Origin of the sequence: Mycobacterium intracellulare ATCC 13950 (assembly GCF_000277125.1) — a bacterium.
Classification (GTDB): Bacteria; Actinomycetota; Actinomycetes; order Mycobacteriales; family Mycobacteriaceae; genus Mycobacterium; species Mycobacterium intracellulare.
This window is the reverse complement of the sequence record NC_016946.1, coordinates 2457684-2477182: the sequence shown is the minus strand read 5'-3', so window position 1 is coordinate 2477182 and position 19499 is coordinate 2457684. Positions and strand designations below refer to the sequence as shown.

At 67.8% G+C, this 19499-nt stretch carries 2 protein-coding genes; both read right to left on the bottom strand.

Annotation, left to right across the window (positions count from 1 at the left end; genetic code table 11):
• Window positions 1-152: 152 nt before the first annotated feature.
• Window positions 153-1661, bottom strand: coding sequence for an MFS transporter (locus OCU_RS36490; RefSeq protein WP_044059212.1), 1509 nt, complete (start codon window positions 1659-1661; stop codon window positions 153-155).
• Window positions 1661-19495, bottom strand: a complete 17835-nt coding sequence (locus OCU_RS36485) for a non-ribosomal peptide synthetase (protein WP_168162061.1) — start codon at window positions 19493-19495, stop codon at window positions 1661-1663. Before OCU_RS36485 ends, OCU_RS36490 begins: the two co-directional genes overlap by 1 nt.
• Between the last annotated feature and the right edge of the window lie 4 nt (window positions 19496-19499).

Here is a 19499-nt window from a genome sequence, read left to right as displayed (position 1 = left end):
ACCCGCACATAGAGTGGTCGACGCGAGCCAACAGAGTGGTGGCTGCGCCGGCGGCGGGCAGTACTCCACCAGAAACCGGATCGCTGCTCGGATCACGCTCTGCAACAGCATTTTTCGTCGACGCCGCACACTTCGGCCGTGGCCGCGACGAGCTAGATCTCCCCCGCGTCGACGGCTTTCCTGACTTCCTGCGCGCGGGCCACCTGCGCTGCCGTGTACCCGATCAGCAGCGCCACCGCGCCGAGCAGCACGACGACCCCGGCCAGCCACAACAGGCCGTAGGTGTAGCCGCGGTCCAGCGCATGCAGTTGCGCGGCGTTCATGGACTTCACCGGACCCAGGGTGCCGCCCAGCCGCAGGGTGTGCGATGTGATGGCGGCCTGGATGATGACCAGCACCAGCGGTCCGCCCAAGGTCTGCAGCATCACGGCAATCGCCGAGGTGGGCCCGATCCGGTCGGAGCCGACGCTGGCGATCACCGACAGCGTGAGCGGGACGAAGATCGCGCCGATACCAAGGGCGCCGATGCTGAGCGGCACAAGCAGGTTCGGGAAGTACGGGATCCCGGCGTTGAGTGTCGCGCCGTACAGCGTTGCGATCAGAATCAGGCCGCTGCTGGCGAGCACCACCACCCGCGGCGGGAACCACATCACCAGCTTCGACGCCGCGCCGACCCCGATGGCCACCCCGATGCCGAACGGGATGAAGGCGACACCAGCGCGCAGCGGGCTGTAGCCCATGACGGTCTGCACATACATGCCGACCAGCACGGTCAGGCTGAACAGCACGCCACCGCCGAGGAACATGGCCGCGAACGCGGCCAGCCGGTTGCGGTCGAAGAACAGGCCGAACGGCACGATGGGGTTCTCGGCGGTGCGCTCCGCCACGACGAACGCCACGAGGGCGGCCAGGGCCACCAGGCCCGAACCGATCGTGATGGCCGACTGCCACCCGTGCTCCGGGCCCATCGACAGGCCGAACACCGCGGCGGTACAGCTCAACGTGGCCAGCGCGGCCCCGGTGGCGTCGAGCTTCATCCGCTCCTTCTGGGTTTCCTGCAGCATGATGACGGCCAGGCAGATCACCGCCAGCCCGATCGGCACGTTCACCAAAAACGCGAGCCGCCACGACACGTCGGTCAGCGCGCCGCCCACCACCAGGCCCAGCACCCCGCCGAGACCGGACATCGCGCCGAACACCCCAGTTGCGACGTTGCGTGCCGATCCCCTCGGGAACGTGGTCGCTATCAGCGCCAAATTGGTCGGCGCCATGATCGCGGAAGCCGCGCCGTGCAACAGCCGCGCCGCTATCAGGGTCCCCCCGTCCCAGGCGATGCCGCACAAGGTCGAGGCGAAAGTGAACAACGCGACCCCGACGATGAAAGCGCGCTTGCGGCCGATGGTGTCACCCAGGCGGCCACCCAGCAGCATCAGGCCACCGAAGGTCAGCATGTAGGCGGTGATCACCCAGCTCCGCCCGGCATCCGACAAGCCCAGCTCGTTCTGGATCCTGGGCAGCGCGAAGATCGCGACGGGGCCGTCCATCGCCACCATCAGTTGCATGCCGCCGATCGCGACAACGACGGCGACGAACGGGCGAGACCGCAGCAAAGGGGGAAGGCGCCTCTTCACGGGGCGCGGCGCGCTCGGTTTGACGGCCATCATTCTGTGCGCGCACCTTCGAGTTCTAATAGAACTTTGAGTTGTTGGCCATACTGGATGAGCGATTCTGTATTCAGCATTTCTTGATGCCTGGAATCGACCGCGTAGCAATGGATTTCGCCAGTAATGTGAGGTCGCCAACTTTGCAGCGGAGACGAACTCTGGTCGTCGTCATCCCCCACGGCAGCGAAAACGTCCACGTCACCGTTGAAAACCCCTGGTTCATGGTCTCGGGCCAACGCCAGATTCGTGTCGTCGTTGCGGACGATCGAATCGAGGAGCGGCTTGTATCGAGCCAATTCGACGATTCCTCGTTCGCGGAGTAGTTCTTCTGCAAGCTCGTAGGTGAGCGGCTCATCGGGAATGTCGATGCGGCAGAACCGCAAAACTTCTTCCAACGCCTTCTCGACCAACACATCGCTGTTCAGGACGTCGCTGTTCGGGACGGTCAGGAGGGCGTCGAGAAGGATCAGGCGTGCGATCGAGCATCCGCGTCGCTGAAGCTCGATGGCGATCTCATGGGCGACGACGCCTCCGAAAGACCAGCCGAGAAGGTTGTAGGGCCCGGTCGGATCGACCCCCTGAATCCGGTCGGCATAGTTTTTCGCCATGTCGCGGATTGAGGCGGGTTCGGCCTCGCCGTTTTGCGGGGCTTGCTGAATTCCGATGACCGGGCAGTCCAGGTAATTTCCGAGGGCGTGATACGGCCAGCTCAGCCCGCTCGCGGGATGGATGCAGAACAGCGGAATACCGGTGCCCTCCTTGAGGAACTCGACGGGCACGACTTCCACCTCGCCGGCATCTTGGCCCAATTCCCGGCTCAAGCTCCTGACGGACGGCGCGTGGAACAGCGTGCGCACCGCGAGGCCGGCGTCCAGGGATTTGTTGATGGCGGCGATGACGCGCATCGCCGACAGGGAATCCCCGCCCAGGTCGAAGAAGGAGTCGTCGACCCCGACGCGCTCGAGCCCGAGCACCTGGGCGTAGATGCCGGCCACGATCTCCTCGGTGGGCGTGGCCGGGGCCCGGTAGCGATCGCCCTCGCAGTACTCGGGCGCCGGAAGCGCCCGGGTGTCCAGTTTGCCGTTGACCGTCAACGGCAGCGCGTCGATCACCACCACCGCCGCCGGGACCATGTAGGCCGGCAGCCGCTGACCCAGCCGGGCCCGAACATCGGCCGGGTCAGCGGTGCCGGTGAGATAGCCGACGAGGCGTTTGTCACCGGGGCGGTCCTCGCGGGCGATCACCGCCGCCTGCTCCACCCCATCCAGGGCGGCCAGCGCCGCGCGGATCTCACCGAGTTCAATGCGATACCCGCGGATCTTGAGCTGCTCATCGGCCCGACCCAGATAATCCAGCTGCCCGTCGCGCCCCCAACTCACCAGATCCCCGGTGCGATACATCCGTTGTCCCGGCGCGCCGAACGGGCACGCCACAAACCGCGACGCCGTCAACCCCGGGCGGCGCACATATCCGACACCGACCCCGGTACCGGCCACATACAACTCCCCGACCACCCCGACCGGCACCGGACGCAGCCACCGGTCCAGCACGAAGAACGCCGCGCCGGGCACCGGCGAACCGATCGGCACGACATCCGACCCGGCGGTCAGCGGCGCGCTCAAGGCCACCCACATCGTCGTCTCGGTCGGGCCGTATTCGTTGATCATCACGCGCCCGGGTGCCCACCGTTCGGTCAGCTCGGCCGGGCAGGCCTCGCCGCCCACCAGCAGGGCCACCGACTCCAGCCCCTCCGGCGACAACGTCCCCACCGCCGAGGGGGTTTGGCATAGGACGCTGACCTGTTCGGTGATCAGCAGCGCGCGGAAGTCTTCCGGTGCGGCCGCCACCGACTCGGGCACCACCACCAACCGCCCACCGTGCAGGAGGGCGCCGTAGATCTCCCACCCCGAGATGTCGAAGCTGTAGGAGTGCCACTGCGACCACACCTGCTCGGGCCCAGCCAAACTCGGATCAAGAGACCCGAGCAGCTCGGTGACGTTGCGGTGGGTGATGGCGACGCCTTTGGGAACCCCGGTAGTGCCCGACGTGTAGATCACGTAAGCGATGTCATCGGGATCCGGCGCCGGCAAACCCGTGTCGGGGAAGCCGTCAATGCGGGGATCGGCCACATCGATGACCGTTAGGTCGCACCCATCCAGCCGCCCGGCCAGCGCCGCGGTGGTGATCGCGGCGATCGGCGCGGCATCGGCCACGACGAAGGCGATCCGCTCCGCCGGATGCGCGGGGTCGATCGGCAGGTAGGCCGCTCCGGTCTTGAGCACCGCCAACATCGCTACGACTGCCTCGGCGCAACGGTTGAACAGCAGCGCCACGCACTGTCCCGGACCCGCGCCTTGGGCGGTCAGCAGGTGCGCCAGCAGGTTCGACGCCTCGTCGAGCTCCCGGTAGGTCATCGACCGGCCGTCGGAGCTGACCGCCACGGCCTCTGGAGCGCGGGTGAGCTGCGCGGCGAACACCGCCGGAATCGACGGCGAGGGTGACGCCGTCGGGGTCAACGCCGCCCGGTTGCCGATCTCATCCAACCGAGCGTGCTCGCCCGCGTCCAGCACGTCCACGGACGACAGCACTCGGGACGGCTCGGCGGTGACCGCGATCAGCACTCGCTCCAGCCGCTCGATCAGCGCCTCGATGGTGGCCGCGTCGAACACGTCGGTGCGGAACTCCACCGAGCCGCCGATGCCTGCGGGATCACCGGCGGTAGTCCAGCGTTCGCCCAACGTGAAGGTCAGGTCCATCCGGGCAACCCGGGTGTCCGCCGCCAGCGGTGTGACCTGCAGATCACCCAGGGCCAACCCGGCGGGGACGCCGTCCTCCCGCGCGAAGTTCTGCCAGGCCAATACCACCTGTATCAGCGGGTGGTGCGCCAGGCTTCGGGTCGGGTTGAGCCGCTCCACGAGCACCTCGAAGGGCACGTCCTGGTGCTCGTAGGCGGCCAGACTGCGCGCGCGCACCTGATCCAGGGATTCGGTGAAGCTCGGGTCGCCGGCCAGGTCGACCCGCAACACCAGGGTGTTGACGAAAAAGCCCACCAATCCATCGAGTGCGGGATCATCGCGCCCGGCGATCGCGAATCCGACCGCCACGTCGCTGCTGGCGGTCACCTTGGCCAGCAGTACGGCCAGGGCGGCCTGGATCACCATGAAGCTGGTCGCGTTGTGCTCGCGGGCCACCGCGCGCACCCGCTGCTGCAGCTCGGGCGGCCACTCCACCATGACGCTGGCGCCGCGGTAGTCGGCCATGGGCGGATAGGGCCGGTCGGTGGGCAGCGCCAGGCGCTCGGGCACCCCGGCCAGCTCCTGCTCCCAGTACGCCAGCTGGGCGGCGATCGGGCTGTCGCTGTCGGTGACATCACCGAGCTGCGCACGCTGCCACAGCGTGTAATCGGCGTACTGCACCGGCAACGGCGCCCAACCGGGTGCCTGCCCCGCACACCGGCTGGCGTACGCCACCGCCAGATCAGCCACCAGCGGCGACATCGACAAGCCGTCGGCGGCGATGTGGTGCACCACCGCCACCAGCACGTGTTCGTCGTCGGCGATGCGGAAAAGCCGTGCCCGCAAAGGAATCTCGGTGGCCAGATCGAACGAGTGACGCACCGTCGGGTCGATGGCCTCCTGCAGCCGGGTTTCCGGCCAGCCGGTGGCATCGACGACCCGCCAACCGAAGTCGGCCTGCTCGATCGGGATAACCACCTGTTCGGGTATCCCGTCGATCGCCGGGAAGAGGGTGCGTAGGGTCTCCTGGCGGGCTACCACATCGGCGAGCGCCGCCCCTAACGCCTCGGCATCCAGCCGTCCGCTGAGCCGCAACGCCACCGCCATGTTGTAGATCGGCGAAGGCCCCAGCAACTGGTCGATGAACCACAAGCGTTGCTGGGCAAACGACAACGGCACCACCTCAGGCCGCTCAACCGCCACCACCGGCTGGCGTCGACCGCCACCTCCGCCGACACGGAGCGCCAACTGGGTCACCGTGGGCGCCTCGAACACGGTGCGCACCGAAAGCTCTGCCTTCAGACCCATCTCGATCGCGGCGACCAAGCGCATAGCCAGCAGCGAATCCCCACCCAGATCGAAGAACGACTGGTCGACCCCGACGCGCTCAATCCCGAGGACCTCGGCGAACGCGCCGGCCAGGATCTCTTCGACCGGGTTGGCCGGCGCGCGATATCCGGCATTTTGGTATTCGGGTGCCGGCAGGGCGCGGGTATCGAGTTTGCCGTTGACCGTCAACGGCAGCGCGTCGAGCACGACCACCGCGGCCGGCACCATGTATTCCGGTAGCCGCTCGCCCAGCGCGGTACGCAGGTCGGCCGGGTCCGCAGTCCCAGTGACGTAGGCAACCAGGCGCTTGTCGCCGGGGCGGTCCTCGCGGGCGATGACCACCGCCTGATCCACCTCACTCAGCGCGGTCAGGGCGGTCTGGATCTCCCCGAGCTCGATGCGATAGCCGCGGATCTTGACCTGCTCATCGGTGCGCCCCAGGTAATCCAGCTGCCCATCGGCGCGCCAGCGCACCAGATCCCCGGTGCGATACATCCGTTGGCCCCGCGCCCCGAATGGGCAGGCGACAAACCGCGAGGCGGTCAATGACGCACGACCCGCATACCCGGCCGCCACCCCGGCACCGGCCACATACAACTCACCGACCACCCCCGCGGGCACGGGATGCAACCAGCCGTCGAGGACGAACAGTGCCGCCCCGCCGACCGGCGCACCGATTGGCGGCGTCCCGGATCCTTGCGTCAGCGGGGCGCTGATCGCCACACACATCGTGGTCTCGGTCGGGCCATAGGCGTTGACCATCACCCGCCCCGGCGCCCACCGATCCACCACCTCGGCCGGACACGCCTCACCCACTACCGCCAAGGCCACCAACTCCAAACCGTCGGTGGGCAACGCGGCCACCGCCGACGGGGTCTGGGTCAACACGCTGACGCCTTCGGCGACCAGCACCCGATGCAGATCCTGCGGTGAGGCGCTGACCGCCTCGGGCACCACCACCAGCCGGCCACCGCGCAGCAGGGCACCGAAGATCTCCCACACCGACACATCGAACGCCAACGAATGACACAGCGCCCACACCCCCGCGGCCGGCAGGCCCGCCCGCAACGACCCCAACAACTGGGTCACGTTGCGATGGGTGATCCCAACACCTTTGGGCACCCCGGTGGTGCCCGAGGTGTAAATCACATACGCGATGTCGTCCGGGGCCGGCCCCGACAAATCCGTGTCCGGTTGCGCGTCGATGGCGGGATCGTTGACGTCGATGACCGCCACGTCATGGCCGTCGAGCCGTTCGGTCAGCGCCGCGGTGGTGATCGCCGCGATCGGCGCGGCATCGGCGAGCACGAAGCCGATCCGCTCCGCGGGCAGACCCGGGTCGATCGGCAAATACGCCGCCCCCGACTTGAGCACCGCCACGATCGCCACCACCGCCTCGACCGACCGCGACAACACCACCGCCACAGTCCGCCCCGGCCCCGCCCCCCGCCCAACAAGCAGATGCGCCAACCGATTCGAGGACTCATCCAGCTCGCGGTAGGTCATCGACAAGCCATCACCGACCACCGCCACGGCATCCGGAATCCGGGCCACCTGGGCGGCGAACAACTCCGGCACCGACACCGCAACGCCGTGCGGGCTGGCCAAAATCGCCTTATTACCAAGCTCTTCCAGGCGAGCGCGCTCACCCTCACCCAGCACATCCACCGACGACAGCCGCCGGGCCGGGTCGGCGGCCATTGCCACCAACACCCGCTCCAACCGACCGATCAACGCCAGGATGCTGTCCGCGTCGAACACGTCGGTGCGAAATTCGACTTGCCCGGAAATCCCGGCGGGCTCACCGGCGTCGGTCCAGCATTCTTTGAGGAAGAAGACGAGATCCATTTTCGCGGTCTGGGTGTCGCCGAGCAGCGGCGTGACCTGAAGGTCACCCAAGCTCAGCCCGGTCTCGGGGACGCTGACCTGTCCCGGGAAATTGTTCCAGCCCAACATCACCTGGACCAGCGGGTGGTGGGCCAACGATCGGGTGGGGTTGAGCCGCTCGACGAGTACCTCGAACGGCACGTCCTGGTGCTCGTAGGCGGCCAGGCCGCGTGATCGCACCTGCGCCAGCAGCTCGGCGACGGTGGGATCGCCGGCAAGATCGACGCGCAGCACCAAGGTGTTGACGAAGAATCCCACCAGCTCGTCCAGCGCGGGATCGCGGCGCCCGGCGATCGCGAATCCCACCGCCACATCGCTGCTGGCGCTGAGCTTCGACAGCAGCACCGCCAGGGCGGCCTGCGTCACCATGAATCCGGTCGCGTTGTGTTCGCGGGCCATCCGAGCAATCTGCTGCTGCAACAACGCCGGCCACTCAACGGTCACCCTGGCGCCGCGCTGATCGGCCACCGGCGGGTAGGGCCGGTCGGTGGGCAGCTGCAGCCGCTCGGGCATCCCGGCCAGCGTCTGCTCCCAGTAGGCCAGTTGCGCTGCGATGCGGCTTTCACTGTCGTCGAGATCGCCGAACTGCGCGCGCTGCCACAGCGTGTAGTCGACATACTGCACCGGCAATGGGGCCCAGTCGGGGGCCCGGCGCGCGCACCGGCTTGCATAGGCCACACTCATGTCTCGCACCAGGCGGGTCGTCGACCAACCGTCGGCGGCGATTTCGTGCAGCACGGCCACCATCACGTGTTCATCGTCGGCGACGCGGAAAAGCCTTGCCCGCAACGGGATCTCGGTGGCCAGGTCAAACCCGTAGCGCACCACGGCGCCGACGGCGTCCTCCACCTGGCCAGCCGGCCATCCGGTGGCATCAACGACGTCCCAGCCGAAATCGGCCTGGTCGGCGGGCACCACCAGTTGCTGCGGTATCCCGTCGACCGCCCTGAACAGGGTGCGCAGGCTCTCATGGCGGCCGACCACATCGACCAGCGCCGCACCCAGCGCGTCCGCATCGAGGCGCCCACTCAGCCGCAACGGCACCACCACGTTGTAAAGCGGTGAAGGCCCTTGCAATTGGTCGATGAACCACAACCGACTCTGGGCAAACGACAACGGAATCACCGCCGGCCTCTCCGCCGGCACCAGCGGCTCCAGGCCCCCGCCCTGACCGATACGGGGCGCCAATTCGGCAACCGTGGGGGCCTCGAACACGGCACGCACCGACAGGTCGGCATCCAGAACGTTGTTGACCGCGGCGATCAGCCGCATCGCCGACAGCGAATCCCCACCCAGGTCGAAGAACGAGTCGTCGGCCCCGACCTTGTCGATCGCCAGCACCTCGGCGAACAGGCCGGCGACGATCTTTTCGGTCTGGGTCTGCGGCGCTCGGAAGACTGTGGTGGCAAAAACGGGCGCCGGCAAGGCCTTACGGTCGATCTTGCCCGAGGACGTCATCGGGAACTCGTCGAGCACCACGATGTGCGTCGGCACCATGTACTCGGGCAACCACGCGCTCAACTGCTGACGCACGGCGGTGATTTTGGTGTTGGTCTGCGGGTCGTTGGCGTGACTGGTGACTCGGTGGGCCGCGTCGGGCGGCAGATACAGATCGGTCAGCGCCCAGGTCCGCTCAGCGTCGGCGGCAGTGACGAACACCGCGTCCACGGTGCCCGGTTGGGCTCCCCAGGTGACCGCGACGCGGTATCCGGCACTCTCGCCAAGGCGGTGGAGCTGTTCGGGGACAACGGCGTCCGCGCTCTCGGCCAGGGCCAGCGCGTCGGACAGAGCGAGCCCGTCGGCGAGGGCGTGTTCGACGTGCACGTCGCTGATCACTCCCGCGCGGGGGATCTCGGTGACGCGAACAATGGCGGGACGCTCGGCCACCAACCGGTCGTGCAGCCCGCCCAGGCCCGCGCACTGGGCCCACGCCCAGCTGTCTGCGCCGGCCAGTGAGCGCACCGGTGCCGGGGTTTTGAAGACGACGAGGTCGTAGCGATACCGGTTGAGTTCGTTGTCGGCCGTGCCGCGCTTGACTTCAATATCCAGCCCGGCCACCGATGCATGGCCAGCGGCCCAGGCGGTGAAAAACTCTGGGGCCAATAGTAATTCGGCTTCGCCGAGCATGGCGCGCTGAACTCGTTGGCGAATCTCGTCAACGTCGGCGGTGTCGTTGGCGGCCCGGACAAGCGCGACGCCGGTTTGAAACGCGCCCTGCAGACTGTGATTACGCACGTCGCCGACGAACAGTGCCCCGCCTGGTGCCAGCAATCGCATCGCGACCGCCAGCACGTCGGTGAGATAGCGCGCGCTCGGGAAGTACTGGACCACCGAGTTGAGCACCACCACATCGAAATGGCCCTCCGGCAACGCATCTGCCACATCGGCGGGCTGCACCCGCAACCGCACCCGATCCCCCCACGGCTGCCCGGCCACGGCGGCCTGCAGCCTCTGGATCGTCGGCGCGGAGAAGTCCGTGGCCCAGTACTCGGCACAGACCGGCGCCAACTGGGAAAGCAATAGCCCCGAACCCACGCCGATCTCCAGCACCCGCGCGGGATGCAACTCGAGGATCCGATCCACCGTGGCCGAACGCCACTCGATCATCTCCTCGAGCGGGATCGGATCGTCGGTGTAGCTGCTGTTCCAGCCGCGGAAATCCATGCCGAATTCCGGCGCGTCCACGTCGGCGCCATACGCCTCGTCATACAGGTGTTGCCACGCTTGGACGGTTTCGGCGTCGTGCTCGGCGGTGGTGGCCTGCTCGAGGGTGACATAGGCGACGAGGTGCGAGCCGGTTCTGCTCTCGTGCACGGTGGCGGCCGCCCGGGCGACCTGCGGGCAGCCCAGCAAGGTGTTTTCGATTTCGCCCAGTTCGATGCGGTGCCCGCGCAGCTTGATCTGAGCGTCGGCACGGCCGAGGTAGTCCAGGGTTCCGTCGAGCGTCCAGCGCGCCAGGTCGCCGGTGCGATACAGCCGCGCGCCCGCGGGCCCGTAGGGATCGGCCACGAACCGTTCCGCGGTCAGATCCGCGCGGCCCAGGTAGCCGCGCGCCAGCGCCGGTCCGCCCAGATACAACTCGCCGATCACCCCGATGGGGGCGGGGTTCAGCCGCGCGTCGAGCACCAGCGAGCGCATCCCCGGGAGCGGGCTGCCGATGCGGACCGGCTGCCCCGCCACGAGCGGCACCGTGGTGGCCCAGATTGTGGCCTCGGTCGGGCCGTAGCCGTTGAACATGCGCCGCCCCGGCGCCCACGCGGCCACCAACTCGTCGGGGCAGGCCTCACCGCCGACGATCAAGGTGGACAACACATCCAGCCGGCTTCGATCCAGCGACGACAGCAACGTCGGGGTCATCACGGCCGCGTTGACCCGTTGCTCCTGCAGCAATGCGGTCAGCGCCTCGCCGGCATACACCTCCGGCGGCGCGACCACCAACGCGCCGCGCGATCCCACCGCGACCAACAACTCACCGAGCGCGGCGTCGAATGTCGGGGAGAGCACCGCCAGCATTCGGGTGTCCGCGCCGAGCCCAAACGCCTCGCGGTGCGCCGCGGCGACCCCGGGCAGACCGCCGTGGGTGACCGCCACGCCCTTCGGGGTGCCGGTGGACCCCGACGTGAAGATCACATACGCGGTGTTGTCCGGTCCCAACTCCGCCAGTCGGTCGGCGTCCGTGATCGGTTCGGCGCACCGCCCGGACAGGTCCAGGCCGTCGATGCGCAGCACCGGGCGCGACCCGGCGCCGGCCACCGTGTCTGCGTCGCGGGTCAACACGCACACCGCGCCGACGGCGTCCAGCACCGTCGCGATCCGCTCGACCGGGTGAGCGGGATCCACCGGCACATACACGCCGCCGGCTTTCTGCACCGCCCACCACGCCACCACGAGTTCCGTGGACCGGCCCATCGCCACGCCCACCGCGCGTTCGGGGCCCACCCCCGCCTCGATCAGCACCCGCGCCAGCCGCGTCGACCACGTGTCGAGCTCGCGGTAGGACAAGCTCCGGGCCCGATCGACGATCGCCACCGCGTCCGGGTCGGCGGCCACCGCGGCGTCCAACAACTCCGGCGCCACCCCCGCCGGCGCCCCAACTCCGGCGCCAGACCACCGCGACAGCACCAGATCACGCTCGTCGCGATCCAGCAGCGCCAGGTCGCCCACCACCACCGACGCATCCGCGACGACCGCTTCGATCACCCGCGTGAACCAGGTGACGAAGCGCTCGATGGTGGCCCGTTCATACAGGTCCGTGGCATAGGTCACGACCCCGGCGGCCATCGGTGCGGCCGGGTCGTCGGAGGGCACCTCCCGCAGGTCGACATCCAGATCGAATTTGGCGGTGCGGCTGTCCACCGCCAGCGGCTCGACGCTGAGCCCGTCGAGCGCCACCTCGGGGCGCACATTGTTCTGGAAGGCCAGGGCCACCTGAAACAGCGGATGGTGCGCCGTGGAGCGCACCGGGTTGAGCTGCTCGACCAGTCGCTCGAACGGCACATCCTGATTGGTGTAGGCGTCCAGCGCCTTCTGGCGCACCTGCTCGAGCACATCGCTGAACCGGTGCGCAGGCCTCACACCCACCCGCAGCACCCAGGTGTTGACGAAGAACCCGACCAGCTCATCCAGCGCCGCATCCATCCGCCCGGCGATCGGGGTGCCCATGGTCACGTCCTCGCCGACCCCGGCCCGGTGCAGGACCACCACCATGGCCGCCTGCAACACCATCGAGGCGGTCGCGTTATGCGCCGCCGCCAACGCCTTGATCCCCGCCCACAGCCGCGGGTCGAGGTGCATGTCCACCGCATCGCCGCGGTAGCTGGGCACCGGCGGGCGCGCCCGATCCGCCGGCAGCGACACCACCTCGGGCAAATCGGCCAACTCCTGTCGCCAATAGGCCAGCTGCCCGGCGATCACACTGTCGGGATCGGACTCGACGCCCAACCAATCCCGTTGCCAGAGCGTGTAATCGGCGTACTGCACCGGCAACGGCGCCCATTGCGGGGCCCGGCCCCCCCGCCGCGCCAGATAGGCCTCGCCGATATCCCGGGCCATCGGAGCCAGTGACCACCCGTCAAATGCGATGTGGTGCACCACAATTCCCACGACATGCTGCTCGGGGCCCACCTCATAGATCTGCGCGCGAATCGGGATCTCGGTTGCCAGATCGAACCGATATCCCGCCAGTTCCACCAACTCGCCGAGCAGATCCTGTTCGGTCAACGACACCACTGCCGCGTCGCCGCGACGCCACATCCCGGCCTCGGCCGGCAGCACCTGCTGGAACGGCACACCGTCCATGTCGGGAAATATGGTGCGCAGCGCCTCGTGGCGGGCGATGACGTCATCGACGGCCGCCGTCAACGCCTCGACGTCCAGCGCCCCGCTGATCCGAAACGCGGTCGGCATGTTGTAGGTCGCCACCCCGCCCTCGAACCGGTCGAGGAACCACAACCGGCTCTGCGCATACGACAACGGCACCATCGGCGGCCGCGTGCCGGCCACCAACGGCTGACGCGTACCGCCGTCCCCGCCGATACGGGGCGCCAACTGGGCAACGGTGGGTGACTCGAACACGGTGCGCACCGCGAGGCCGGCGTCCAGGGATTTGTTGATGGCGGCGATGACTCGCATCGCCGATAGCGAATCCCCGCCCAGGTCGAAGAAGGAGTCGTCGACCCCGACGCGCTCGAGCCCGAGCACCTGGGCGTAGATGCCGGCCACGATCTCCTCGGTGGGCGTGGCCGGGGCCCGGTAGCGATCGCCCTCGCAGTACTCGGGCGCCGGAAGGGCCCGGGTGTCCAGTTTGCCGTTGACCGTCAACGGCAGCGCGTCGATCACCACCACCGCCGCCGGGACCATGTAGGCCGGCAGCCGCTGACCCAGCCGGGCCCGAACATCGGCCGGGTCAGCGGTGCCGGTGACATAGCCGACGAGGCGCTTGTCACCGGGGCGGTCCTCGCGGGCGATCACCGCCGCCTGCTCCACCCCATCCAGGGCGGCCAGCGCCGCGCGGATCTCACCGAGTTCAATGCGATACCCGCGGATCTTGACCTGCTCATCGGCCCGACCCAGATAATCCAGCTGCCCGTCAGGCCCCCAACTCACCAGATCCCCGGTGCGATACATCCGTTGTCCCGGCGCGCCGAACGGGCACGCCACAAACCGCGAACCGGTCAAAGCGGCCCGGCCCAGGTATCCGTACGCCAGCCCGCCGCCGGCCACATACAACTCCCCGACCACCCCGACCGGCACCGGACGCAACGACGCGTCCAGCACAAAAAAGCCAAGGTGCACCAACGGCACCCCGATGGGGCTGACACTGCGGTCGACGTCGGCGACGCTGATCTCGCGGAACGAGGCATGCACGGTCGTCTCGGTGATGCCGTACATGTTGATAAGCCGCGGTGACCGGCGGTGGCGGTCCAACCAGGTTCCCAGGCGCTGGGGTTCTAGCGCCTCGCCGCCGAACACCACCGTCTCGAGCTTCAGCTGAGATCCCCGCTCGGGTGCCCGCGCATCGGCGGTTTGCAGCGCATAAAACGCCGACGGCGTCTGGCTCAATACGCTGACCTGTTCGGCGATGAGCAACGCGTGCAGGTCTTCGGGTGAGCGCGTCACGGACTCCGGTACCACCACCAGCCGCCCGCCGTGCAACAGCGCACCGAAGATCTCCCACACCGAGTAGTCGAAGGCCAGCGAATGGCACTGCGTCCACACCTGCTCCGGCGACAGCTCCAGGTCGGCGCTCAGTGCCGTCAGCAGGCGGGTCACGTTGTGGTGGGGAATGGCAACGCCTTTGGGAACCCCGGTGGTGCCCGACGTGTAGATCAGGTAGGCGATCTCCTCGGCAGCCGGCGTCGGCAGGCCCGTGCACGGGCAGCCCAGGATGCGCGGATCGTCGACATCGATGACCGGCAGGTCACGGCCGTCGAACCGGTCAACCAGCCCTGTGGTGGTGATCGCCGCGATCGGTCCGGCATCGGCAACCATGAACTCCATTCGCGCCGTCGGGTGCGCCGGATCGATCGCCAGATACGCCGCCCCGGTCTTGAGCACCGCCATTACCGCCACGACCGCCCCGGCCGACCGTGGCAAGAGCAGCGCCACACACTGTCCCGGGCCGGCGCCCAGGGCGGCCAACAGGTGCGCCAACCGGTTCGACGCCTCGTCGAGCTCCCGGTAGGTCGTCGACCGGCCTTCAAAAGTGATCGCCGCCGCCTCCGGCGTGCGCGCCACCTGAGCGGCGAACACCGCCGGAATCGACGCCGCGGTTGGCACCGGCCGGGCCAACACCGCCCGGTTACCGATCTTGTCCAGGTGTGCGCGCTCAGCGGCATCCAGGACATCCACCGACGACAATCGCCGGCTGGGATCGGCGGTCATCGCCGCCAGCACCCGCTCCAACCGCTCGATCAATACCTCGATGCTGGCCGCGTCGAACACGTCGGTGCGGAACTCCACATCCCCGGCGATCCCGGCGGGCTCACCAGCCTCGGTGAACCGTTCGGCCAGCGTGAATGTCAGATCCATGCGCGCCGACTGAGTGTCCACCGGCAAACGCGTGACCTGTAGCTCACCCAAGTCCAGCCCGGCGGCGGGATCGCTGGTGTGGCCGGGGAAGTTCTGCCAGGCCAACACCACCTGTATCAGCGGGTGGTGCGCCAGGCTTCGGGTCGGGTTGAGGCGCTCCACGAGCACCTCGAAGGGCACGTCCTGGTGCTCGTAGGCGGCCACGCTGCGCGCCCGCACCTGAGCGAGCAACTCGGCCACGGTGGGATCCCCGGCCGCATCGACCCGCAGCACGAGGGTGTTGATGAAAAACCCCACCAGCTCGTCGAGCGCCGGGTCGCGCCGCCCGGCGATCGCGAACCCGACCGCCACATCGCTGCTGGCGGTCAGCTTGGACAGCAGTGCGGCCAGGGCGGCCTGGATCACCATGAACCTGGTCGCGTTGTGCTCACGGGCCACTTGAGCAATCCGCAGCTGCAGCTCAACCGGCCAGTCCACGACCACGCTGGCGCCGCGGTAATCGGCCACGGGCGGATAGGGCCGGTCGGTGGGCAATGCCAGGCGCTCGGGCAGCCCGGCCAGCTCCTGCTCCCAGTACGCCAGCTGCGCGGCGATCGGGCTGTCGCTGTCGGTGACGTCGCCGAGCTGGGTGCGCTGCCACAGCGTGTAATCGGCGTACTGCACGGGCAATGGCGCCCAACCGGGTGCCTGCCCCGCATACCGGCTGGCATAAGCCAGTCCCAGATCACGCACCAGAGCGGTGATCGACCAGCCGTCGGCGGCGATGTGGTGCACCACGGCCACCAGCACGTGTTCGTCGTCGGCAACGCGGAAAAGCCGTGCCCGCAAAGGAATCTCGGTGGCCAAATCGAACGTGTGGCACGCTGTGGCTTTGACGGCCTCACTCAGCCGGCTTTCCGACCAGCCGGTGGCATCAATGATCTGCCAGCCGAAATCGACTTCTTCCCTTGGGATAACCATCTGCTGCGGTGTTCCGTTGGGCGCCGCAAAGAGCGTGCGGAGGCTCTCATGGCGGGCCACGACGTCGGACAGCGCCGCCCCTAACGCCTCGGCATCCAGCGGTCCGCTGAGCCGCAACGCCGCCGGTATGTTGTAGATCGGTGAAGGCCCTTGCAGTTGGTCGATGAACCACAAGCGTTGCTGGGCAAACGACAACGGCACCACCGCGGGCCGCTCAACCGCCACCACGGGCTCGCGTCGACCGCCATCCCCGGCGACGCGGAGCGCCAACTGGCCAACCGTGGGCGCGTCAAACAGGGCGGGTACCGAAAGCTCGGCATCGAGGCTGGTGTTGATTACGGCGACCAGGCGCGTCGCCAGCAGCGAGTCGCCACCCAGATCGAAGAACGACTGGTCGACCCCGACGCGCTCAATCCCGAGGACCTCGGCGAACGCGCCGGCCAGGATCTCTTCGACCGGGTTGGCCGGCGCGCGATAACCGGCGCTCTGGTATTCGGGTGCCGGCAGGGCGCGGGTATCGAGTTTGCCGTTGACCGTCAACGGCAGCGCGTCGAGCACGACCACCGCGGCCGGCACCATGTATTCCGGTAGCCGCTCGCCCAGCGCGGTACGCAGCTCGCCGGGATCGACGGTGCCGGTGCCGGATTCGGTGACGTAGGCGACCAGGCGTTTGTCGCCGGGGCGGTCCTCGCGGGCGATGACCACCGCCTGATCCACCCCACTCAGCGCGGTCAGGGCGGTCTGAATTTCGCCGAGCTCGATGCGATAGCCGCGGATCTTGACCTGCTCATCGGCGCGCCCCAGATAATCCAGCTGCCCATCGGCGCGCCAACGCACCAGATCCCCGGTGCGATACATCCGTTGGCCCGGCGCCCCGAATGGGCAGGCCACAAACCGCGACCCGGTCAACCCTGGTCGGCCCACATAGCCGCATCCCACGCCGCGACCGGCCACATACAGCTCGCCGACCACACCGGCCGGCACCGGGCGCAACCACCCATCGAGCACGAACAACGCCGCCCCCGCCACCGGCGCACCGATGGGCACCACACCCGAGCCGGCCTTTAAGGGCGCGCTGATCGCCACGCACATCGTGGTCTCGGTCGGACCATAGGCGTTGACCATCACCCGCCCCGGCGCCCACCGATCCACCACCTCGGCCGGACACGCCTCACCGACCACCGCCAAGGCCACCGACTCCAGCCCCTCGACCGGCAGCGCCGCCACCGCCGACGGCGTCTGGGTCAACACGCTGACGCCTTCGGCGACCAGCACCCGATGCAGATCCTGCGGTGAGGCGCTCACCGCCTCGGGCACCACCACCAGCCGGCCACCGCGCAGCAGGGCCCCGAAGATCTCCCACACCGACACATCGAACGCCAACGAATGACACAGCGCCCACACCCCCGCGGCCGGCAGCCCGGCCCGCAACGACCCCAACAACTGAGTCACGTTGCGATGGCTGATCCCAACACCTTTGGGCACCCCGGTGGTGCCCGAGGTGTAAATCACATACGCGATATCCTCAGGCTCCGGGCCCCGCAACCCCGTACACGGTTGCGCGTCGATGGCGGGATCGTTGACGTCGATGACCGCCACGTCATGGCCGTCGAGCCGCTCGGTCAGCGCCGCGGTGGTGATCGCCGCGATCGGCGCGGCATCGGCGAGCACGAAACCGATCCGCTCCGCGGGCAGACCCGGGTCGATCGGCAAATACGCCGCCCCCGACTTGAGCACCGCCAGGATCGCTACCACCGCCTCGGCCGACCGCGACAACACCACCGCCACAGTCCGCCCCGGCCCCGCCCCCCGCCCAACAAGCAGGTGCGCCAACCGATTCGAGGACTCATCCAGCTCGCGATACGTCAGCGACTGGTCCTCGCACACCACCGCCACGGCATCCGGAATCCGGGCCACCTGGGTGGCGAACAATGCCGGCACCGACACCGCAACACCGTGCGGGCTCGTTAAAACAGCTTTATTACCAAGCTCTTCCAGGCGCGCGCGCTCACCCTCACCCAGCACATCCACCGACGACAACCGCCGACCCGCATCGGCGGCCATCCCCACCAACACCCGCTCCAACCGACCGATCAAATCGCGGATGTCACAACGAGAAAGCCACTGCCCAGCACCGCCGAACCCACTCGTCTTCGCGCCGGGTTGCAGGCCGAGGAAGAGCCGATCGTGGTCGCTGAAGAAGTCCAGCCCACATTGATCGACGAGATTCGTATGGGTCAGGGTGCCAGAAATCTTGGCACCGGCGATATTCGCCAGATTTGTAGTCGGGATGAAATTGAGGATTACGCGATTCGACCTCTGCGCGGAGCCGCGGGGTCGCCTGTACTCGATGAGATGCACCGGGAACCGCTGATGGTCCAACGCTTCTCGCAGTCGCCTGTCGACATGCTCACAAAAACTGGCAATCGTGGATTCCGGCGAAGCCTTCAAGACTAATGGGACGAACCCGGTAACCATTCCGGGCACCGTCTGTGTCTCCGGACGGACCCGCCTGCTTACCGGAAAATCGAAAACCACCTCCGAGCCCTCGACGTCGCACCCTCCCACCAGGAGCGCGCATGCCGCGGCAATCACCGACGAGCGACGCACCCCCAACGCCTGCGACAACTCTCGGATCCCAGAGACAGCAACAGGGTCCAATTCCACCGGTGCAGAAGATTCGTAGGGTTCACGGCCGTCCGCGGCGGGCGCCAACCCATAAGGCGGTTCGCTTTCGGCCGGCAGGTTCTTGGTCCAATAGGCCTGATCGTCGAGATAATCGGTGGACGCTTCGTATTCCGCCTCGCAAGCAATCAGATCACTCAGCGATCCGAAAAAAGCGGGGGGAATCGGCGCGCCCGACGCCATGGCATTGTAGACATCGCCGATCCGATGACAAATAAGAGCGAGGCTGATTCCGTCCGCCACTATATGGTGGCAGCAGACGAACAAATAAAATTCATCTGCCCGCGTCTGCAACAACGCGAATTTGAACAGCGGCCCGCTGAGCGGCATCACCGTGCGCTGAATCGAGGATGCCAGCCGATAGGCTTCCTGGACAGGATCCTGCGAGCCCATCCGCTCATAGCGAGCAAGCTCGACATCCGGGTAATCAACCGCCGCTTGGAACACCTGGCCATCCACCTGGAAAAAGGCGGCTCTAAATGGTTCGGCCTCGCGCACCACTTGACGGATCGTGTGCTCCAGCAACCAAGGGTCGAGCGTGCCCTCGATTCGCAGAAGATAGCCCAGTTGCCACCTCGCGCCTCCGCGATCCGTTTCCTGCGCAAGCCATATATCCAGTTGCCCGCGCGTCAGAGGGAATGGCCCACCGTCAGATTCCGTCAGTCGTTCGCGCCCAACCGACAGCGCCCGGTCATCGATCGTCATCGGA